The sequence below is a fragment of the Paenibacillus sp. PL91 genome (assembly GCF_012935325.2).
GTDB lineage: Bacteria > Bacillota > Bacilli > Paenibacillales > Paenibacillaceae > Pristimantibacillus.
Map to the genome: position 1 here is coordinate 24,990 of NZ_JABBYG020000001.1, position 20,224 is coordinate 45,213.

18 protein-coding genes and 1 riboswitch are annotated in these 20,224 nt (G+C 49.6%); of the genes, 14 read left to right on the forward strand and 4 right to left on the reverse strand.

The genetic code is table 11. The features are described from left to right. Nucleotides 1–82 precede the first annotated feature (82 nt). Nucleotides 83–1,243, forward strand: a complete 1,161-nt coding sequence (locus HI950_RS00105) for a sn-glycerol-1-phosphate dehydrogenase (protein WP_169082149.1) — start codon at nt 83–85, stop codon at nt 1,241–1,243. 67 nt (nt 1,244–1,310) lie between these two features. Here HI950_RS00105 and HI950_RS00110 read toward each other — a convergent pair whose 3' ends face one another. Then, a complete protein-coding gene (locus HI950_RS00110) occupies nt 1,311–2,030 on the reverse strand; it encodes a TetR/AcrR family transcriptional regulator C-terminal domain-containing protein (RefSeq protein WP_169082148.1) in 720 nt (239 codons plus the stop codon). A gap of 107 nt (nt 2,031–2,137) precedes the next feature. On the opposite strand from HI950_RS00110, the gene HI950_RS00115 reads away from it, so the two are divergent. Further along, complete coding sequence (locus HI950_RS00115; protein WP_169082147.1) at nt 2,138–2,506, forward strand: VOC family protein; 369 nt, start codon at nt 2,138–2,140, stop codon at nt 2,504–2,506. A 75-nt stretch (nt 2,507–2,581) separates the two neighbouring features. Here HI950_RS00115 and HI950_RS00120 read toward each other — a convergent pair whose 3' ends face one another. After that, nucleotides 2,582–3,409, reverse strand: a complete 828-nt coding sequence (locus tag HI950_RS00120) for an aldo/keto reductase (protein ID WP_169082146.1) — start codon at nt 3,407–3,409, stop codon at nt 2,582–2,584. A gap of 18 nt (nt 3,410–3,427) precedes the next feature. Then, entirely contained in the window at nt 3,428–4,594 is a 1,167-nt protein-coding gene (locus HI950_RS00125) for an iron-containing alcohol dehydrogenase (protein WP_169082145.1), read from the reverse strand. 187 nt (nt 4,595–4,781) lie between these two features. Between HI950_RS00125 and HI950_RS00130 the strand changes: the two genes are divergently transcribed. The 10 genes from HI950_RS00130 to HI950_RS00175 all read left to right on the forward strand — a co-directional run bounded on the left by HI950_RS00130 (nt 4,782) and on the right by HI950_RS00175 (nt 16,490). After that, entirely contained in the window at nt 4,782–5,687 is a 906-nt protein-coding gene (locus HI950_RS00130) for an ArsR/SmtB family transcription factor (protein WP_169082144.1), read from the forward strand. 737 nt (nt 5,688–6,424) lie between these two features. After that, nucleotides 6,425–8,494: a bifunctional aldolase/short-chain dehydrogenase gene (locus HI950_RS00135; RefSeq protein ID WP_169082143.1), complete on the forward strand. Its 2,070-nt coding sequence runs from the start codon at nt 6,425–6,427 to the stop codon at nt 8,492–8,494. 15 nt (nt 8,495–8,509) lie between these two features. After that, nucleotides 8,510–8,881 (forward strand): sensory rhodopsin transducer, encoded by a 372-nt coding sequence (locus HI950_RS00140; RefSeq protein WP_169082142.1) that lies wholly within the window; start codon nt 8,510–8,512, stop codon nt 8,879–8,881. 28 nt (nt 8,882–8,909) lie between these two features. Continuing rightward, nucleotides 8,910–10,130: an L-rhamnose isomerase gene (gene rhaI / locus HI950_RS00145; RefSeq protein ID WP_169082141.1), complete on the forward strand. Its 1,221-nt coding sequence runs from the start codon at nt 8,910–8,912 to the stop codon at nt 10,128–10,130. Then, a complete protein-coding gene (locus tag HI950_RS00150; protein ID WP_169082140.1) occupies nt 10,127–11,596 on the forward strand; it encodes a rhamnulokinase in 1,470 nt (489 codons plus the stop codon). Before rhaI ends, HI950_RS00150 begins: the two co-directional genes overlap by 4 nt. Before the next feature lie 37 nt (nt 11,597–11,633). Next, nucleotides 11,634–12,392, forward strand: coding sequence for a DeoR/GlpR family DNA-binding transcription regulator (locus HI950_RS00155; protein WP_169082139.1), 759 nt, complete (start codon nt 11,634–11,636; stop codon nt 12,390–12,392). Between the two features lie 322 nt (nt 12,393–12,714). Next, nucleotides 12,715–13,437, forward strand: a complete 723-nt coding sequence (locus tag HI950_RS00160; protein ID WP_169082138.1) for a (Fe-S)-binding protein — start codon at nt 12,715–12,717, stop codon at nt 13,435–13,437. A gap of 2 nt (nt 13,438–13,439) precedes the next feature. Beyond that, nucleotides 13,440–14,969, forward strand: coding sequence for a LutB/LldF family L-lactate oxidation iron-sulfur protein (locus HI950_RS00165; protein WP_169082137.1), 1,530 nt, complete (start codon nt 13,440–13,442; stop codon nt 14,967–14,969). Continuing rightward, nucleotides 14,962–15,687: a LutC/YkgG family protein gene (locus tag HI950_RS00170; protein WP_169082136.1), complete on the forward strand. Its 726-nt coding sequence runs from the start codon at nt 14,962–14,964 to the stop codon at nt 15,685–15,687. The genes HI950_RS00165 and HI950_RS00170 overlap by 8 nt, the downstream gene beginning before the upstream one ends. Nucleotides 15,688–15,764: 77 nt before the next feature. Continuing rightward, entirely contained in the window at nt 15,765–16,490 is a 726-nt protein-coding gene (locus HI950_RS00175) for a FadR/GntR family transcriptional regulator (RefSeq protein WP_169082135.1), read from the forward strand. A gap of 517 nt (nt 16,491–17,007) precedes the next feature. On the opposite strand, the gene HI950_RS00180 is transcribed toward HI950_RS00175, so the two are convergent. Then, on the reverse strand, nt 17,008–17,910 hold the full coding sequence (locus HI950_RS00180) for a J domain-containing protein (RefSeq protein ID WP_169082134.1): 903 nt from the start codon (nt 17,908–17,910) through the stop codon (nt 17,008–17,010). Nucleotides 17,911–18,236: 326 nt separating this feature from the next. Here HI950_RS00180 and HI950_RS00185 point away from each other — a divergent pair, with 326 nt between their 5' ends. Further along, nucleotides 18,237–19,343, forward strand: coding sequence for a rhamnogalacturonan acetylesterase (locus tag HI950_RS00185; RefSeq protein WP_169082133.1), 1,107 nt, complete (start codon nt 18,237–18,239; stop codon nt 19,341–19,343). A 158-nt stretch (nt 19,344–19,501) separates the two neighbouring features. After that, nucleotides 19,502–20,023, forward strand: a complete 522-nt coding sequence (locus HI950_RS00190) for a hypothetical protein (RefSeq protein ID WP_169082132.1) — start codon at nt 19,502–19,504, stop codon at nt 20,021–20,023. 139 nt (nt 20,024–20,162) lie between these two features. Further along, nucleotides 20,163–20,206: riboswitch (PreQ1 riboswitch) on the forward strand. Nucleotides 20,207–20,224: the final 18 nt, after the last annotated feature.

A 20,224-nucleotide genomic window follows, 5' to 3' on the forward strand; every position in this document is an offset into this window, starting at 1 on the left:
TGTCTGCCAATCGTTAAGGTTGACAAGCTGTGTCCTGCAAGAGCAGAATAAAGCATATCCATAACGAAATGAGGCGAAGCAATTGTCATCCCTTATCGATAACGTTAAAAAATTAGCTGCTGGATTTGATGAAGAAACGCTGCGTTCGATTGAAATTAACCCGCTTCTGGTTGACGCGGGAGCGATTCATGGGGTAGCTCCCTATTTGAAGGAGCAGCATTATAGCCAGGTCATCATTGCGGTGGACGCGAACACATATGAGATTGCAGGCAAAACGTTGGAGGAAGCTATAGCCGCACTTGGCATTTCCGTTCATATTACAAGCATAAAGCCGGACCGTCAGGGCGATGTTATTGCCGATGAAGCTTCGATCGTGCAGCTGCTGCTTGATATTCAGCTGCAAAAAGCGCAGGTCGTCATTGCCGCTGGCTCGGGAACCATTCATGATATTTCGAGGTATGCAGCTTACACGGCGAGCATTCCATTCGTGTCCGTACCAACAGCGCCATCCGTGGATGGCTTTAATTCCAAGGGCGCTCCTATCATCATTCGCGGCGAGAAGAAGACGATTGCCGCGATTGGTCCCGATGCGATATTTGCAGATCTGGACATACTCGCGAACGCGCCGGCCGCGATGGTAGCCGCCGGCTTTGGCGACATGCTTGGCAAATATACATCCCTTCTTGACTGGAGCTTTGGCGCGTCGGAGGGCGGCGAGCCATATTCCGAAGAGGTAGCCGAAATTACACGTATCGCGCTGACCAAGTGCGTGGAGCATATCGACCTTATTGCACGCCGTGATCCGGAAGGCATTCGCATCCTAATTGAAGCGTTGATAGAGTCGGGACTTGCGATGCTGCTGTTCGGTCAGTCGCATTCGGCGTCTGGCGCGGAGCATCATCTGTCGCATTTCTGGGAAATGGAATATATTCGCCTCGGCAAAAGACAGCTGCTGCACGGTGCGAAGGTTGGCGTAGCTTGCGCGGAAATCTCCAAGCTCTATCACCGCCTTGCGGAGGGAGAGTCGGGGCTAGCTTTCACGGCTAATCCGGAGAGAAATCGAGAAGCGATTGCTGCCCTTCCTGATGAGAGAATGATTCGCGGATGGCTGAGACAGGTTGGCGGGCCGTCTACGACGGAAGAGCTTGGCGTCGATGAGGAGCTGCTTATGCGCAGCCTGCTGGAAGCTCACCATGTAAGGCCGAATCGTTACACATTGCTGCGAGCTTACAACTCGCTATAATATCAGCTTACAGAAACGGCTCCGTCCCATTCAATGGGGCGGAGCCGTTTTTACGTTGAGGGCAAAGTTATGATGGAACGGATGGCAGCTTAGCAAGCAGCCCATCTATTAATACGCCCAAGCCAAACTGAAATTCCGATTGCCAATCCGTGTTTGTCATATATGGCGCTAAACGAATCATGTTCGGAAACTTGTCCTTTGGAAGATTGTTATAAAATTTGTTATACTGCTCGCTAAGCTGTTCTTGCGTCGTATCATGCTGGCCAGCAATGGAGCGCAGTTGAACTTCCTCCGTTACAAACCCAAGGACATAGTTTTTTAACATCGACGCCATCCAAGGGATTTGGCTATCCTGAAACCCGGCTGCAGCTAGGATTTGAAAAAGCTTTTCAATCTGTGTCAAACGATTGTAGCCGGAAGCGATTGTGGAATTGAATATTTCAACAGCGTCCCGATAGTTATGCAGAACTCTACGATATTGTTCTCCCCACTGCAGCACCTGCTCCGCCCATGGAAGAGAAGGATCATGCTGTGTCAACTCGGAGCTAATGTGATCGGCCATCCATTGAAGAAGCTCATCTTTGCTCTTCACATGGTAATACAGGGAAGCGGGCTTGACCATCAGATCTTCCGCTACTTTCCGCATGCTCAGCTCTTTCAAGCCAAACTCATTAAGTAATCGAATAGCAGATTGCGTAATCCGTTCTCGATCCAAGGGGATGTGCGCAGCCTCACTATGTTGAAAACCATTGATTTCGAATGGATGTTGAATTCGTTTTCTGGCCATATCAAACATTTCTCCTTTCAGTTGACAATTATAGCATATCGGATTAATCTAATGGTGTTAGATTAATCTAACGATGTTAGATAAATCATTTTAAGGAGAGAAGATAAATGAAACTTAACCACTTGAATTTATGCGTAGACGACTTGCGGGAAGCACGGGACTTCTTTCAGAACTTATTCGCTTTCCAGCTGTTGGACCAGAAGGGGGACGCGATTGTCGTGATGAATGACGGAGATGGCTTCATTCTCGTACTTAGCAGCCCGAAGGCATTCGGGGGCGAGAGGCCAACGTATCCAAAAGATTTTCATGTTGGATTCTATGTGGAAACTCAAGCTGAAGTGGATCAAATGTATGACCGTCTCACAGCAGCTCATATTCAAATGGAGCATAAGCCAAGAAAAATCAGGGATGGTTATACGCTGTATTTTCGTGCGCTAGACGGAATACTGTTCGAGGTGACTTGCTGTATCCAATAATAAAAAAACGGCAGAGGCTGTCTAAAACATGGGCTTCATGTTCTAAACGTCCGCTGCCTTTTATTATTTATCGACTTAGAAATTGAAGTTATCTGGGTCCGGGCCAAAACGGTGATCTCGGTTAAGCGCGCTGATCTGAGCAACTTCCTCTGCTGTTAGAGCAAAGTCGAAAATATCCGCATTTTCCTTCAGGCGAACCGGATTAATCGATTTTGGAATCGTAACAACCTCGTTTTGAAGATCCCAGCGAAGCACGATCTGAGCAGGCGATTTGCCGTATTTGGCGCCAATGTCCGAGAGGATGCTTTGATCTAGATTGCCTTGCATAAGCGGGCTCCAAGCCATCAGCTGAATGTTGTTGCTTTTCGCAAAAGCGTGAAGCTGCTGCTGCGTCAGAAGCGGGTGATATTCAACTTGATTGACCATCGGTACAATTTCGCCGGAAGAGATAACATCCTGCAAATGATGGACTTGGAAGTTGCTGACGCCAATAGCGCGTACATAGCCGTCGCGGTATAGCTTCTCAAGCGCGCGCCAGGTTTCGGTATATTTATCTTTGACAGGCCAATGGATAAGCAGCAAATCAACGACTTCTACGCCGAGCTTGCGTCTGCTGTCCTCGAATGCCGTAAGCGAGGATTCATAGCCTTGATGCGCATTCCAAATTTTAGTCGTAATGAAAATTTCGTCGCGAGGGATGCCGCTGTTGCGGATGCCGGCGCCTACGCCTGTTTCATTATTATAAGCTGCTGCCGTATCAATCAGTCTGTAGCCTTCTTCGATAGCAGAGGTAACCGTTCTTTCTGCTTCGCCGTCATCCTTTACCTTCCATACGCCAAGGCCGAACCATGGCATCTTAACGCCATTGCTTAATGTGGTGGATTCGATTCGTGCATTTGTCATGTGCAAACGACCTCCAAATTATAATGATAATTCTAAAATGGCTTTAACATCCTGTTTCTCCAGACGCTTAAACGAGCCGATAGCGCCGTAACGAACGGCTTCCTCAGCCATCCGATCAAGCTTGTCGCTTCCGATCTCAAAGTCGGCAAGACGTGACTCAGCGCCAATGCGAGTGAAAAAATCACGTGTCGCTTGAATGCCTTCAAGAGCAATCTCCTGATCGGATTTGCCTTCGGGATTTACGCCCCATACGCGAGTCGCATATTGGACGAAGCGATCGATGCGCGCTTCATGCACATATTTCATCCAGTTCGGGAAAATAACGGCAAGGCCAGCGCCATGCGGGATATCATAGATCGCGCTTACTTCATGCTCAATGCCATGCGAAGCCCAATCGTTGGCCATGCCAACGCTTATAAGCCCGCCGTTTAATGCCATTGTGCCGCACCACATCAGGTTGGCGCGAGCGGCAGCGTCCTCCGGATTAGCAATAGCGATCTCCACATTTTCGATAACCGTTTGCAAAATCGATTCGCAGAAACGCTCCTGGAGCGGCGTGTTTTCGGTTAAGCTGAAATATTGCTCGAACACATGCGACATAATGTCGACAGCGCCGTTAACGGTATGATTGCGAGGTACCGTATAGGTAAGCGTCGGATCAAGAATTGAAAATTTAGGATACGTAAAAGGGCTGCCAAAGGCGCGCTTCAGGTTTTCTTCCCAGTTCGTTATGACGGAGGAGCCGTTCATTTCCGAGCCGGTTGCAGCAAGCGTAAGGATCGTTCCAAGCGGCAGCGCTTTATCGATCACGGCCTTGTTGGTGAAGAAATCCCATACATCACCCTCGTAGGGAACGCCTGCGGCAATCGCTTTGGCTGCATCGATAACGCTTCCACCGCCGACGGCAAGAATGAAATCCACGCCCTCTTTGCGGCAAATATCGATTCCTTTGTTTACTGTGGATAGGCGAGGATTTGGTTCAATATTAGGAAGCTCGTGCACCTTGATGCCAGCTTCGTTAAGAAGGCTTACCGTGTTGTCGTACAAGCCTGTTTTCTTTATGCTTCCTGAGCCATAAACGAGAAGAATCGTTTTACCGTACTTGGAGGCTAATTGGCCAACCTGACTTGCGGTGCCTTCGCCAAAGACGATATGGGTAGGATTTACAAATTGAAATGAATTCATGACTTACCTCCTAAGGGTATTTAGGTAACTAGAAAAGCAACTAAACATCTTCAAAGTTATGTATACGCCGTCTATTCTAGTGATATCGAAAATAAATGTCAAGTTCTATTACATTAAAGCATTGAAAGGATAACTTTTTAGTTATATAATGGGTTGCAATTGATAGAAGCGAAGGGGAAGCAGCAAAATGGAAGTCGAAGTCAGCAGTCGCAATATGAAGTTTCTTGAATGCTTTTCATCTCATACGCGGGTTAAAATGATTGAATTGCTCAGCGTGCAGCCGATGAATATAAAAAGCTTGTCCGAAGCGCTAGATATAAAGTCTCCTATAGTAACGCGGCATATTCATATGATGGAGGAGGCAGGCATTGTACGCTGCGAGAGTTTACCGGGAAAACGAGGCATGCAAAAGATTTGCCACTTGCAGCTTACACAAGCCATGCTTCTATTTAGAGGCGCGCCGGCAGCGGATGAATCGAAACGGTATCTTGTATCGATTCCGGTCGGCCATTATTCATCCTGTCAGATCAAGCCCACATGCGGACTAGCAAACGATACCCAAATGATCGGAATGTGCGATGATCCGCGGTATTTTGCCGATCCGGAGCATGTCCAGGCCAAGGTGCTGTGGTTTGGCTCTGGCTACGTAGAATATCGTATTCCGAATTATATGGTCAATAATGAAACGCCGGAATCGCTGGAAATATCGATGGAAATTTGCTCGGAAACACCATGCAGCGTGAATCATCTGCCATCTGATATTGCCTTTTCGTTAAATGGCGTCGGCATCGGAACATGGACGTATCCCGGTGATTTTGGCAGCACGCGAGGCTTGTATACGCCGGAATGGTGGCACAAAAATATTCAGCATGGCTTGATCAAGACGATCAGGGTTAACGCTCAAGGCTCCTATATTGATGGTATACAAGTTTCGAATGTCACCATCGATCAGCTGATGCTGGCATATGACAAAGAAATTTTGTTCCGCATTTCATGCAGCGCGACGGCCAAAAACTGCGGCGGCGTCACGCTGTTCGGCAAAGGCTTCGGCAATTACAATCAAGATATTGAAATGACGCTCCGCTGTCATTAGAGCAGGATTGGGGCTCCGCAGGGTCAATGTGACCTTGCGGAGCTTTTTTTGTCTTTAGGTTTTTCGATCGATCCCTCCATCCCTCGATCCCTCGATCAATAGTTCGTACCATTGTTTGTTCTATCAATTGTTAAGTCGTTCGAGCGAGCGTTCGTTTGATTGTTTTACTGCTGCTTTCGCTGTTGCTGTTTTTGTTATATTTGTTGTTTTACGTCTAGCATTGAAGGAAGCTCCGCCTTACGTTGCGCTTAATGCAACAGAAACCTGACATGAAGCGTGGATTGAGCAGCTACATTGCAGAAATGCATTAGAAAGAGTCTCTTTTGAGGTGAATACTAGATAATCGGATCATTCTGTTGCACAAACTGCAACGTAGCCGAAGGAGAGGGGGCTATGGAGAGAATTCTATTGTAAAAACTGCAAATACCCAAGCGATAGTTGGGTAGTTCTAGAAATACAAAGTGCAACAGAAACTATCTTTTTTATTTAATAGAAGAGGAAGAACATTGGCAGCATCAGCATTTGATGGTTATGGGGTTGTCGTCCATCAGCATGCTGAAGGAATGGAATAAGATCCCACAAGGTAGAAGAGGTCTGCTGTTTCATATAGCTGGTCTCTTTTTTGATTTTATATCTTTTTTCATTTCCGTTTATGTTTGAAATTTATATATTCAAAAACAAACAAATATGATAAGATCGATTCAAACAAATACAAAACATCATTCGGAGGTATATTCATGGTACAAAGCTTATGGGAAAATGAAAAAGCATCGCAGCTGGAAGGCGGATTAGCTGAGCTCGTTTATCGCTCCAACATTATTGGCGCAGATCGCCGGGTATGCAATTACGGCGGCGGCAACACGTCTAGCAAAACGACCGTAAAGGACTTCCGCGGCCGCGATGTGGAAGTGATGTACGTCAAAGGAAGCGGCTCGGATTTGGCTTCGATGAAGGCGGGCAACTTTACCGGCCTGCGTATGGATGATATTCGTCCATTGTTCGAACGCTCTGAAATGCCTGATGAAGAGATGGTTGCTTATCTTGTCAACTGCATGATCGATTCGAAGCACCCGCGCGCGTCTATCGAAACGCTGCTGCATGCATTTCTTCCTTTTAAGCATGTGGATCATACACACCCGGATTCTATTATTAGCCTGTGCTGTGCGGATAACGGCAAAGCGCTTGCGAAAGAAATTTTCGGCGACCGCTTCGTATGGGTTCCTTATGTTCGTCCCGGCTTCAACCTCTCGAAAATGATTGCTGAAGGCGTTCTGGCTAACCCGAATGCGGAGCTCGTGCTTATGGAGAAGCACGGTCTAGTAACATGGGGCGAGACGAGCGAGGAATGCTACGCGCAAACGATCAAAATCATTTCCGAGGCGGAAGCGTTCATTGAATCCCGCTTTGACGAGGCGTCGCTGTTCGGTGGCGTGAAATACGAGGTGCTGGAAGCGGATGTGCGCAGAAGCGTTGCTGCACAAGTAATGCCAACCATCCGCGGTGCGGTTAGCGATGCGAAAAAAATGATTTTGACCTTTGATGATGAGGCGGATGTGCTTGCTTTCGTAAGTGGACAGGATTCACTGCAATTGTCCCAGGTTGGCGCTGCTTGCCCGGATCATCTGGTACACACCAAGGTCGTTCCATTATTCATTGACTGGACGCCTAACGCAGAGGATATCGATGGCTTGAAAGCGAAATTGTCTGAAGGAATCGCTGCATATAAAGAACAATATAAAGCTTACTTCGAACGCAACAAAAACGAAGGCGACGTCATGTTCGAAGCAGCGCCACGCGTCATTCTTATTCCAGGCATCGGCATGATCAATACGGGCAAAAGCTGGGCGATGGCACAGGTTAGCGGCGCGCTTTATCACCGCGCGATCGCGGTTATGCGCGGCGCAACGGCGCTCGGCGATTTTGTATCGCTTAGCGAGAACGAATCGTATAACGTGGAATACTGGCCGCTGGAGCTTTACAAATTGTCGCTTGCTCCCGCAGAAACCGAATTTTCACGCAAGGTTGCCTTCATTACGGGCGGCGCTGGCGGCATCGGCAGCGAAACGGCACGCCGTCTAGTATCGGAAGGCGCGCATGTCGTGCTCGCTGATCTTAATCTTGAAGGCGCACAGAAGGTAGCTGCTGAAATTAACGAGAAATACGGCGATAACCGCGCGACAGCAGTTAAAATGGATGTGACGAGCGAGGAGCAGGTTGTAGCAGCTTACGCGGAGACGGCGCTTGCGTACGGCGGCGTTGACATTATCGTCAACAACGCGGGTCTTGCGACTTCGAGCCCGTTCGATGAGACTTCACTTAAGGAATGGAACCTGAACATGAACGTGCTCGGTACAGGCTACTTCTTGGTAGCGCGTGAAGCGTTCAAATTGATGAAGCAGCAAAGCATTGGCGGAAACATGGTGTTCATTGGGTCGAAAAACTCGGTGTACGCAGGTAAAAATGCATCCGCTTATAGCTCTGCCAAAGCGCTGGAAGCCCATTTGGCACGTTGTATCGCAGCTGAAGGCGGCGAGTTCGGCATTCGAGTGAACACGATTTTGCCGGATGCGATTTTGCAGGGATCGGCGATTTGGAACGGCAGCTGGCGCAATGAGCGTGCAGCGGCATACGGCATTGAGCCGGATCAGCTGGAAGAATATTACCGTAAGCGCACAACGCTGCTCGTCAACATTTATCCGCGCGACATTGCTGAGGGCATTGCGTTCTTCGCATCATCCAAAGCGGATAAAACGACTGGCTGCATGCTAACCATTGACGGCGGCGTGCCTGCTGCATTCACTCGATAGGAGGTTTGATGCGATATGTTTCAAGCGCGAGGAGAAAAGTCTTGGTTCATTCCCGATGGCTATATTCCGCCAGATAGCACGGGAGCACTTACCAGCCATGAATCGATATGCGTCCTGAACTGTTCCTCGGAAGAAGCAACGATTCGTATAACCATATATTTTGAGGATCGCGAGCCAATAGAAGATATTGTGGTTGTTGTACAAGGCAGACGCACGAATCATATCCGCACCAGCTCATTGATGAAGGAAGGGGCGTCGATTCCAATCGGCGTTCCTTACGCCATCGAGGTACAGAGCGATATTCCGATCATCGTACAATACAGCCGCTTGGACTCTACGCAAGCTGAGAACACGCTGATGTCTACGATGGCTTTTCCAATGAAATAATGACAATAGATGTGAAAGGGTGTTCAAAATGTCCGATAAAGCTTATAGGTTATTTGAGGAGCAGCAGCAAGCTAGAGGCATTCATATAGATGATGTAAAAGCAAAATTGAAAGCGCTCAAAATCGAGACACCATCATGGGGCTACGGCGATTCCGGTACGCGTTTTAAGGTGTTCCAGAAGGAAGGCGTTCCCCGCAATCCGTTCGAGAAATTCGAGGACGCTGCGCAGGTGCATAACCTGACGGGTCTTGCGCCATCCGTTGCGATTCACATCCCTTGGGACAAAGTTGACGATTACAGCAAGCTAAGAAGCCATGCAGAGGGCCTTGGGCTAGCGATTGGAGCGGTCAATCCGAACCTGTTCCAGGATGAGGATTATATGCTCGGAAGCGTTACGAATTCGGATGCCGCTATACGCCGAAAAGCAACCGATCACCTATTGGAATGCGTAGATATCGCTAAGGAGACAGGCTCGCGTGATTTTAGCTTATGGTTTGCTGACGGCACAAACTACCCAGGTCAAGGCCATATTCGCAAGCGCAAAGGCTGGATGCAGGAAGCGTTGACCGAAATGTACAATGCGATGTCGCCTCATATGCGGATGCTGATTGAGTACAAGTGCTTCGAGCCCGCGTTCTATCACACCGATCTAGCGGATTGGGGCATGGCCTATAATCTGGCGCAAAAGCTTGGGCCGCAAGCCGAAGTGCTTGTTGATACAGGGCATCACTTGCCAGGCGCAAATATTGAGCATATTGTCGCTTATTTGATCGACGAGAAACGTCTCGGAGGCTTCCATTTCAATAGCCGCAAATATGCCGATGACGATCTCATTGTCGGCTCTGTGAATCCTTATGAGCTGTTTTTGATTTTCTATCAAATTCTAAGCGGAGCAAATGACGCAGATGCTGCTATCCGCAGCAATGTAGAAAATATCGCTTATCTAATTGACCAATCGCATAATATCGAGCAAAAAATTCCTGCGATGCTGCGCTCCGTTCTGAATGTGCAGACGCAATTCGCGAAGGCGCTGCTTATTAATCATGACGAAGTCAACGAGGCTGCTGAGCGCAATGACGTTTTAGGCGCAGAGGATGCCGTTCGCCGCGCTTTCGAATTTGACGTAACGCCACTATTGCACGCGATTCGCGAAGAGCAAGGGTTGCCGCTTGATCCGATGAAAGCTTACCTAAGCAGCAGCTACGGCAAAGACATATTGGTGAGGGGCAAGGGCGGTGCCAGCTGGTGACCATCCTCGCTTATGATCTCGGGGCGAGCAGCGGAAGAGCGCTGCTCGGAAGGCTGAACAACGGCAAGATCGAGGTCGAGGAGCTGCATCGTTTCCCGAATGATCCGGTGCAGGTCGGCGATCGGCTGCAGTGGGATATTTTGCGGCTGCTGCATGAGCTCAAGCAAGGCCTGCTTAAGGCAAAGCATCGCGGCATTAAGCTGGATAGCATCGCGATCGATTCTTGGGCAGTCGATTTTGGATTGATCGGAAGCAACGGAGAGCTGCTTGGCAATCCTTATCATTATCGCGATCATCATACGGATGGCGTCATGGAAGAGGTCGCTTTAGAGCTGACGGCATCCCGTATTTTTGAGAAGACAGGCATTCAGTTTTTGCCTTTTAATACGATTTATCAGCTTGCAGCCTTGAAGAAAGCCGATTCACCGTTATTGCGTGATGCGAAGCATTTTCTGATGATACCGGATTTGCTCCGCTATTTCTTGACTGGCGAAATGTTCAATGAATTTTCGAATGCGACGACGACTCAGCTATATAATCCAATATCGGGAAGCTGGGATGAATCGCTGATTCGCGCAATCGGCATATCGCCGGACTTGTTCGGCACGGTCGTTAAGCCAGGCGCGCGAGTTGGCAGCTTGCGGCAATCTGTCTGCGAGGAGCTGGGCATCCAGTCCGTTCCCGTCTATGCAGCTGCGGAGCATGATACTGGATCAGCGGTTGCGGCAGTGCCTGCGCTTGATCGGTCGTTTGCTTACTTGAGCTGCGGCACATGGTCGCTCATGGGTACTGAGGTTCAAGAGCCCGTTATCAATGAGCTAGCTCAGCAGCTGAATTTTACGAATGAAGGCGGCGCTTACGGGACATACCGCTTGCTGAAGAACATTATGGGCCTGTGGATTTTGCAGGAGTGCAGACGCTCATGGGAACGTGCAGGAATTTCTTACACCTTCCCCGAATTAGTAAAGCTGGCTAATGACGCGAAGCCGTTTGCTGCATTCATCGATCCGGATGACCCGTTATTTCTTCATCCGGGAGATATGCCTGCAAGAGTAGCGGAATATTGCCTGCGCACAGGGCAGACTCCGCCAGCGGATACAGGAGCGATCGTGCGCTGTATTTTGGAGAGTCTGGCGCTCAAATACCGGTTTGTGCTTGAGCTAACGGAGAAGCTGTCTGGCCATACCTTCAGCGGTCTTCACATGGTTGGCGGCGGCATTCAGAACACGCTGCTTTGCAAATGGACTGCAAATGCGATTGGCAAGCCCGTTTGGGCGGGACCAGTGGAGGGCAGTGCCATCGGCAACATGATCGTGCAATGGATTGCCAGCGGCAAGCTTGCTGATATTTGGGAAGCGCGCAAGGTTATTCGAGAGTCCTTCCCGGTTGAAGTGTACGAGCCGGAGCAGCATGAGGCTTGGGAGAAGGCGTATGTCGCATTTAAAGAAAAAACGGGTATCGCCTAAACGGCGAAATCAAATATAAGTCAGGAAGAGGTACGTTATGCTGGTCCAGGAAAGATACGACAAAATTGTGCAGCTGGTAAATGAGAGGGGCAGCATCCGTGTAACGGAGCTGAGCGAGCTATGTCAGGTGACCGAAGAAACGATTCGGCGCGACCTTGACCGCTTGGAGCAAGCCGGACGTTTGCGCCGCTCCCATGGCGGTGCGGTTAGCGTAAAGGATCAGCAGCCGGAAATTCCGTATTTCGAGCGGGAGATCACGCATGCGGAAGAGAAGAAGCGAATAGCAGAGGAAGCGATCAGGCTGATTCGGCCGAAGGATCGGATTCTGCTTGATGCCAGCTCCACAGCTTGGTATATGGCGGCAAGCATGCCGGATATTCCGCTGACGGTGCTTACCAATTCCATTAAAGTTGCGATGGAGCTGAGCAGCAAGGAGAAGATCGAGGTGATCTCTACAGGCGGTATTTTGGCCTCGCGATCCTTATCCTATGTCGGGCCATTGGCAGAGCGCTCCCTCGATGCGTATCATGTTGATAAAGCGTTTTTCTCGTGCAAGGGCGTCCATTTGGAGCGCGGCGTCAGCGAGTCGAATGAGCTGCAGGCGCGCATCAAGCACAAAATGGTCGGCATGGCCGACCAGGTGATCCTGCTCGCCGATTCCAGCAAATTCGGCGTCCAAGCATTTACGCATGTCGCTGAATTGAGCGATATCGATACGATTATTACCGACAGGCGATTGCCTGCTGAGCTGTTGTCTCAGCTTAAGGAAAAGCAAATTTCCGTCACGACGGTATAGGGCATTTCGGCGCTGGCTTCAGCAGAAGCGCAGCGCCGTTTTTGTAAGTGGGTGGTTGTGCTTACTGTACTCCAACAAGTAATCTGCTTATGCGCGAAAGGGAGCTGTAAGCGCAAACGTGTGCTTACAGCGCTCAAAGTAACATGCTAGAGTGCCTGTAAGCACCTATGGGTGCTTACAGAAACTTCGAACCTACGATAGCTCAACCAATCGAGCTTCATTAAACCGATTAGAACTTTATTTTAAAGCCATTCTCTTTTTTAACCAAACTTGTCTGACAACCTGATAAAATAATATTACAAGTAACGAAAGGGGTGCGGGTATGAAGGTTTCTTTATTTATTACTTGCTTAAGCGATGCGCTATATCCTCGAGTCGGTGAAGCGATGGTGCGCTTGCTGGCGAAGTACGGTGTTTCATTGGAGTTTCCTACGGTACAGACCTGCTGCGGACAGCCGGCTTTCAACAGCGGCTATTGGAAGGAAGCGAGGGAGTCGGCGAAAACGATTTTGGATGCTTTTGAAGACAGTGATTTCGTTATTTCGCCCTCGGGCTCCTGCACAGGTATGATCCATCATTATCCGAAGCTGTTTGAGGATGATCCGGTTATGCTGAAGCGCGCGAATAAGCTGCAAAGCAAATCGTATGAATTTACGCAGTTTCTGGTGCAGGTGCTGGGTGTTACGGATGTTGGCGCCGCATTCCCCCATAAGGTGACGTACCATCCTTCCTGCCACGGCAGCCGGATTCTCGGCGTTAAGGATGAGCCGCTCGCGCTTATCGAGAACGTAAAGGGACTTGAGCTTGTGCCGCTTCCATTCGCGGAGGATTGCTGCGGCTTTGGCGGAACGTTTGCGGTCAAAATGGCCGATATTTCAGGGGCAATGGTGACAGAGAAGGTTGATCACGTGCTGGAGACGGAGGCGGAAGTGCTGGTTGGACTCGATATGGCTTGTCTGCTCAACATTGCCGGCAACCTGCGCTATCGCAACGAGCCTGTTCGTGTCATGCATTTGGCTGAGCTTCTATATGAAGGGGTGAAATAAGCATGGCTGGAGCAAAAACGGAGGCAACTGTAAAAGCTAGAGCGGATCTTGCGCTCAATGACGAATTTCTGCGCAAAGCGGTGCGGTTTACGACGGAACGCCTTCGCAACGGAAAAAAGAAAGCGACAGAAGAGCACGGCAACTGGGAGGAGTGGCGGGAGCGCGGCAAGCAAATTCGGCTGCATACGATCGCACATCTGGACTACTACTTAAATTTATTTGTAAATAATGCCCGTGCAAACGGCGTTCATGTGCATTTTGCGAGTAATACGGAGGAAGCTGTCAAGCTGACGCTTGATATTGCCGAGCATGCGAATGCCAAGTCAGTCGTAAAATCAAAGTCGATGGTGTCGGAGGAGCTGCATCTCAACCATGCGCTTGAATCAATCGGCGTGGAAGCGGTAGAAACCGATTTGGGCGAATATATTATTCAGCTTGCTGGTGAAATGCCGTCGCATATCGTTATTCCAGCGATTCACAAAAATCGCTACCAAATTGCCGATCTCCTCTCCAAAGAGGCAGGCTACACGCTGCCGCCGGATACGACGGCGCTTGCAGGCTTTGTTCGCAAAAAGCTGCGCGAGAAGTTTCTTGAGGCGGAAATCGGCATGACGGGCTGCAACTTCGCGATAGCGGAGACGGGATCGATGGTGCTTTTTGAAAATGAAGGCAATGCTCGCATGGTTAGCACGGTTCCGAAGACACAGATTACGCTTATGGGCATGGAACGTATTATTCCCTCATGGTCTGACCTTGAGGTTATGGCAACGCTGCTGCCGCGATCGGCAACGGGACAGAAGCTGACGATGTACATGTCCGGCATTACAGGCCCGCGCCGCTCGGAGGATGCGGATGGCCCGGACGAGATGCATATTATTATCATCGATAACGGACGTTCGCTGCAGCTTGGCGATCCCGAGTTCCAAGAGCTGCTGAATTGTATTCGCTGCGGCGCATGCCTTAACGCTTGTCCCGTCTATCGCCATATTGGCGGCCATGCCTACGGCAGCACCTACAGCGGTCCTATCGGAGCTGTTCTAACCCCATCCTTGAACAAAAATATCGCGGAATGGGACGATGTCGCCAATGCCTCCAGCTTATGCGGTGCTTGCTATGAGGCATGTCCGGTCAAAATACCGCTGCACGATATGCTCGTCTATTTGCGCAGGCGCAAAGTAGAGAGCGGAAACGGCAGCAAAATGGAGTCGATCGGCATGCAAGGCTTTGCCACTGTAATGGGAAATTCCTCACGCCTTGGCGGCATGCTGCGGCTGGGCAAGCTAGGGCAAAAGCTTGTTGTGCGCAGCGGCGTCATCAAGACGAAGCTTGGACCGCTCAAAGGCTGGAACACGTACCGCGTTACGCCTAGCTTGCCGAAGGAGTCATTCCGCGATCGCTGGGATACGCTTGATCAAGAGCTGAAGCAAGGCCTCAAGCAGATGGAGCCGTCGATGCAAAATAGGATGGAAGAGCTTGTACGCAGGCGCGAGCTAGAAGAAAAGCAGGGCAAAGGAGGACACGGTCATGGCTGAAACGCATAAGCAGTGGTTGGATAAGCTTGAGGCAGAGTCGCGCCTGAAGCAGGAGCATTTTATGAATGATATTGCCGCTAAGCTTAGACATCCGAGAATGGAGACGAAGCCGCAGCATCCGTTCCGTGGCGCGCCTGACTTCTGGAACGCGTTCGAGTGGACGGAAGAGGAACGAATTCAACAATTTACCGATAATTTTCTGTCCGTAGGCGGTCACGTGGCTCGTCTTCAAACGATGGAGGAAGCAAAAGCTTTTATCGTGCAAAAGGCTATGGAAATGAGCGCTAAATACGTTATCCGTCAAAATCAGCCGGAGCTGGATGCGCTGGATCTTGAAAGCTCCCTTGCGGAATCAAACGTTTCCGTATGGAATACAGATGCGGAGCAATACTGGCGCGCGCGCGCGGCTGAGGCTGATTTTGGAATCGTAATCGCGGATCATGCCGTTGCCTATACAGGTTCGGTGACTGTTTTGTCAGCTCCGAACAAAGGGCGATCAGTCAGCCTGCTTCCGACCGTCCTCATGATTATCATTCCGATTGAGCGGTTGAAAACGAGGCTTGGCGAAGTGTTGGTTACATTTGATGAAGCGGGTCGCGAGCAGCTGCCAGCCGGCATTCACTTTATTTCCGGCCCAAGCCGCTCCTCTGACATTGAGAATGATCTGACCATCGGGGTTCATGGCCCAGGAATCGTATATGCGCTTTTAGTCGGATAGCAGCTATAAAAATGAACGCTTAGAGGGGCGCGGCAGCAAGGCTACTTGTGCCCTATACGCGTAGGAGGTGACTGACAATGCCGTCCTTAGAAGTAGAAAAGCTGTCCAAGCGCAACCACTACGAGGCCATTGCGGATCAAGTCAAGCAGCTAATATTGGATGGCAAACTAAAAGTCGGAGATAAGCTGCCATCGACAAAACAAATGTCCGAGCAATTCGGAGTTGGGCGCTCGACTACTCGGGAGGCACTTAGCGCGCTTAAAGCGATGGGGCTGATCGACATTCGGCAGGGCGGCGGCTGCCGCGTTATTCGCAACGCGCCGATCGATATGGAGCTTCCAGAGCTTGCGTCACTCCGCATGAACCGCAAAACGGTGCTCGAGCTGCTAGAGGCGCGCGAAGCGCTAGAGGTATCAGGTGCCGCGATAGCTGCTGTGAAACGGACGGATGAGGATCTAAAGCAGTTAGGCGATCTGATCGAAGAGATGAAGCGAACAGTTGGCGATGAAACCGAAGGTGAGCGGCTGGATCTCCAATTTCATCTAACCCTAGCGAAGGCGACACACAACACGATTATGGTACGGTTGTTCGAATCGATTATGAATTACATTGAAACAGCTATCCATGATATTAGGCGTGTTGAGCTTTATGCTAGCGCAGCAGTAGCGGAGCGATTATATAAGGAGCATTCGGCGATCTTCGAAGCGATTGAGCAGCAGGATACTGAGCGTGCGGCTGAGCGAATGAAGCAGCATTTGCAGCATATTGAGAGTATTGTGCTGAAGCATTTGGGTGAGGGCTAAATCGGCGATGGAGCGAGTACGGCTGTAAAGCAGGTATTGATGTAATGTGGGAATAGATAATGATGAAAGGGTCAACCAGAAGCTTCTGGTTGATCTTTTTTTCGTCAAAGCAGCAGGGAGGGAAAGGAAAGGCGTTAAATAGACGACTATTATAGCTAAGCCAACTTGCGTGGCTGGGGCAGCCCGTTGCAGAAACTGCAACAGAAACCTGACATGGTATCCGAGATGAGAAGCTACAATGCAGAAATGCATCAGAAATAGGCTGAAAAGTGGCAAATGAGGTGGGATAAAGTGATTCTGTCGTAGAAACTGCAACGTAGAGTGGTAATTATGCTCGGAGTGACTATTCTGTTGTAGAAACTGAAACGCAACAAGGTCACGAGTTAGCATTTTCGTGCTAACCAGTTTTTAACGTCCCCCCGTGATTGCCGCGTTAGGAAAAGGCGCTAAAAAAGCCCGATTACTGCCGCCGACATCATCAGGATGGCAACGGCAATCGGGCTTCTGTCAATTGATGCTATTTTATAGTTGCTAAATATTTCTTAATGAATGCTCTTGCTTTATCCGGGTTTTTGCTGTCTAGGCGTATCCCGATGATCATGTTCTCTTTGTATAGCGGAAGCTGATCTACAAGTGCGCTGTTGCTCAGGTCGATGCCATACACATGCTCTTCGGTATCCTCGTCAGTCTTCGTCTTCAGCGTCAGCCCATCCTTCAAAAGCGGCTTTAGCTCGCCGTTAACGTCATTATCGAGGTTCATTAGAACGCCTTGCTTGCCAATCCACTCAAAAATATTCCGATCCATAATGTAAACATCCGGATGCTCGGTCGCCAAGATCAATACTGCTTTTTGCATATAAGCCATTTGGGATTGCTCGTCTGCAGGCACGAAGGTCAGCGTAGAAACGAATCTTTTCCATTCGGGAAACGCTGTCAAAAGCGCGTTTTCGATCGGCTCTTTCTTAGGTGCGTCATCCTTCAGCATGTAATTGCCCATGATGGAAACGTTCAAATCGACAGGCGGCAGATTGGCGAGCCGTTCCTGCTCCTCACGGTAGTTCATAAAGCTGATCACTCCATAAATGATAAGTGCTACTGCTGCAATTGCGCCAATCGTATGAAACTTGTAATAGCGCCAGAAATGATCCATTTTCTGAGCTTGTCCAGCCATCTTCTTGTACTTGCCGTATTCCTGTTCGTTGAAGGCATCGGTCAGCTTGCGATCCTCATACTCTAAAATCAGCCGATACGCCTGTGTAATCTTCGCAAAAGAATCGTCTGAGTCCCCTGCGTCATCCTTTTGCTGCTGCGTTCTGGAGCGCGCTTGACGCATAAGCGTCGTATAGCGCTTCTCTACTTCCTCTTTCGCCGCAAGCTCTGGCAGCCCCATCGTTTCATAGGCTTGTTTCAACTCTTCCACTTGTGTCACCTCAATTAGTAAGTAGCTCCTGCAATGATTCCTATCTATTAGTATACGGAATTCCGCAGGTAACGCAAACTTTGACGCGTTTATACGGTCATTTGTCATTTCCTGCTGCGAGCCTAACATTTCCAACGATGACCATGCGGCGTTTATTGACGGCGTGCTGACAGGCGAGCAGATGAAGCTGAGGCATGTTACGGTTTAGTGTACAAGCGCGGCGAGTCTGAATTTTGAACAAAATAGACGATTTATTAGCTTCCTATCTTCCCGCGATTTGTTATTCTACTAATAGTAGAACAAACTACGTATAGGATGGTGCTCGCATGACTATATCGTTCAACTTTGATTTTGGAATCGGCAGTGCGCCTGCTGCCCCTTATATACAAGTGCTGCCAGATACTCTTTATAGCGATGTGCTTGGTTACGGCTTCGAATCCAGCGAGCGCGTCAGCTCGCGCAATCGCGACGAGCAGGATCGTCTGCGAGGCGCCTTCTGCATACCGCTGGATGCTGTGTTTACCGTTGATCTGCCTAACGGCTGCTATACGGTGACCGCGACGATTGGAGATGCGATTGCACCTACCTCAACCACGTTAAAATATGGAGTAGGGCGCATGGTGCTCCATCAGGCGGTTACCTTGGCAGGGCAGTATGCGGTGCACAGCTTTACGGTCAAAGTGACCGAGGGACGGCTGCGGCTTGCCTTCTCGGGCATCGCGCCGCGCATTAATGCGCTGCGGATAGAGGAGGCAAAGCAAGCGACGACCATTTATTTGGCGGGGGACTCAACCGTGACTGACCAGGATACGTTTCCGTATGCAGGCTGGGGTCAAATGCTGCCGTTATATTTTAAGACGGATGTGGCGATTGACAATCATGCGATGTCGGGAAGAAGCTCAAAAAGCTTCATTGACGAAGGACGTCTCGATGCCATTTTGGAGCAAATTAAGCCAAACGACTACCTGTGGATTCAATTTGGCCATAATGACGAAAAGCCGGATGCGGAACGGGCAACGGAGCCTTTCGGCAGCTTCAAGGAGATGCTCGCCGTCTATGTAGAGGGGGCAATAGCACGCGGCGCGAGACCCGTACTGATTACGCCGATGCATCGCCGAAAATTCAATGAACAGGGACAGATTATCGACACGCATGGCGATTATTTGCTTGGCATGAAGCAGCTGGCGGCAGAGCTGGACGTCCCGCTCATTGATTTGGCTGCAAAAAGCAAAGCCTTGTATGAGCAATTGGGCGACGAGCCTTCGAAGGCGCTGTTCATGTGGGCATACCCCGGCGAATTTATTCATTTTCCGGATGGCGCCCAGGATGATACACATTTCCAAGAGCTTGGCGGCATTCAAATTGCCGGATTGGTTGTTGAAGGCGTGCGCGAGCTTGGATTATCGCCGCTTTTCTTATATTTAAAAGGATAGCTTGCCTAATACAGCTTTTACTTAGGGAAGGTCAGCCAGCACGTTTGGTTGGCCTCTTTTTTATGCAATTATGCTGGGTGCAAAAGAAAGCTCGATTCCTTAGTTCTTTTCGACTACAATAGCTTAGAAGATATTGCCCTAAAAGCGAGGTATACATCATGTTTGATCCAACTGTATTTGAAAACCTAAAGGTAGCTTTCGAGAACCAGATTTATGACTTGGACACGCTCGACCGGAAAGTTGATATTATCAATCGGGTAGACCGATTGGAGCTAGCTGTTATGTCGCGGGAGTTTGCGCTTCAATTCACGCTGGCTGGCCGCTCGGAAGTGTCTGCGGAAATACAGCTAACCGCAACGCTTAAGGATTTGGCGGCAGAGCTATTGGAGTTAAAAGGAGAGACGCCGGCTTGTACGCTGCGGCTGCGCTTCTATATGCAGGTACATCAAGTCGAAGAGCAGTGCAAGCAGGCTGAGCAAGCTATTCAGCGGATTTGGGAACCGGAAATTGCTCCGACGCAAACGATAAGCTACTTATTCGGAGCCGAATCGCCGAGCTATTCAAATGTCATTGAGCTGGGCTTTAACCGTAAAATAAGCGAGGAGCAAATGGATGACATTCCTGAGCTCACCCAGCATGTTCTTCAGACGCTTGCAAAGCTGCTGGAAATTGCACATTAATCGGCTGGCACAGCAGCAAGGAATGGAAGCTTCAGTAAAATACTGTCTGTTTCCATTTGACTGAAGCTGTGCTATAGTACTTGAGGATATATAACTAAAGAAGAAATTCCGGAGCCGCGTCCATTGACGCAAACGGCGGCCGGGAGAGGTTCGCGAACTCCCTCTATAAAAAACTATGCGAAACGATTGTCCCGTCAGGTG

What these genes read in the sequence shown, in the direction of transcription:
- HI950_RS00110 (WP_169082148.1), bottom strand. Translation starts at nt 2,030, where the DNA reads ATGGCCAGAAAACGAATTCAACATCCATTCGAAATCAATGGTTTTCAA.
- HI950_RS00115 (WP_169082147.1), top strand. Translation starts at nt 2,138, where the DNA reads ATGAAACTTAACCACTTGAATTTATGCGTAGACGACTTGCGGGAAGCA.
- HI950_RS00120 (WP_169082146.1), bottom strand. Translation starts at nt 3,409, where the DNA reads ATGACAAATGCACGAATCGAATCCACCACATTAAGCAATGGCGTTAAG.
- HI950_RS00125 (WP_169082145.1), bottom strand. Translation starts at nt 4,594, where the DNA reads ATGAATTCATTTCAATTTGTAAATCCTACCCATATCGTCTTTGGCGAA.
- HI950_RS00130 (WP_169082144.1), top strand. Translation starts at nt 4,782, where the DNA reads ATGGAAGTCGAAGTCAGCAGTCGCAATATGAAGTTTCTTGAATGCTTT.
- HI950_RS00135 (WP_169082143.1), top strand. Translation starts at nt 6,425, where the DNA reads ATGGTACAAAGCTTATGGGAAAATGAAAAAGCATCGCAGCTGGAAGGC.
- HI950_RS00140 (WP_169082142.1), top strand. Translation starts at nt 8,510, where the DNA reads ATGTTTCAAGCGCGAGGAGAAAAGTCTTGGTTCATTCCCGATGGCTAT.
- rhaI (WP_169082141.1), top strand. Translation starts at nt 8,910, where the DNA reads ATGTCCGATAAAGCTTATAGGTTATTTGAGGAGCAGCAGCAAGCTAGA.
- HI950_RS00155 (WP_169082139.1), top strand. Translation starts at nt 11,634, where the DNA reads ATGCTGGTCCAGGAAAGATACGACAAAATTGTGCAGCTGGTAAATGAG.
- HI950_RS00160 (WP_169082138.1), top strand. Translation starts at nt 12,715, where the DNA reads ATGAAGGTTTCTTTATTTATTACTTGCTTAAGCGATGCGCTATATCCT.
- HI950_RS00165 (WP_169082137.1), top strand. Translation starts at nt 13,440, where the DNA reads ATGGCTGGAGCAAAAACGGAGGCAACTGTAAAAGCTAGAGCGGATCTT.
- HI950_RS00170 (WP_169082136.1), top strand. Translation starts at nt 14,962, where the DNA reads ATGGCTGAAACGCATAAGCAGTGGTTGGATAAGCTTGAGGCAGAGTCG.
- HI950_RS00175 (WP_169082135.1), top strand. Translation starts at nt 15,765, where the DNA reads ATGCCGTCCTTAGAAGTAGAAAAGCTGTCCAAGCGCAACCACTACGAG.
- HI950_RS00185 (WP_169082133.1), top strand. Translation starts at nt 18,237, where the DNA reads ATGACTATATCGTTCAACTTTGATTTTGGAATCGGCAGTGCGCCTGCT.
- HI950_RS00190 (WP_169082132.1), top strand. Translation starts at nt 19,502, where the DNA reads ATGTTTGATCCAACTGTATTTGAAAACCTAAAGGTAGCTTTCGAGAAC.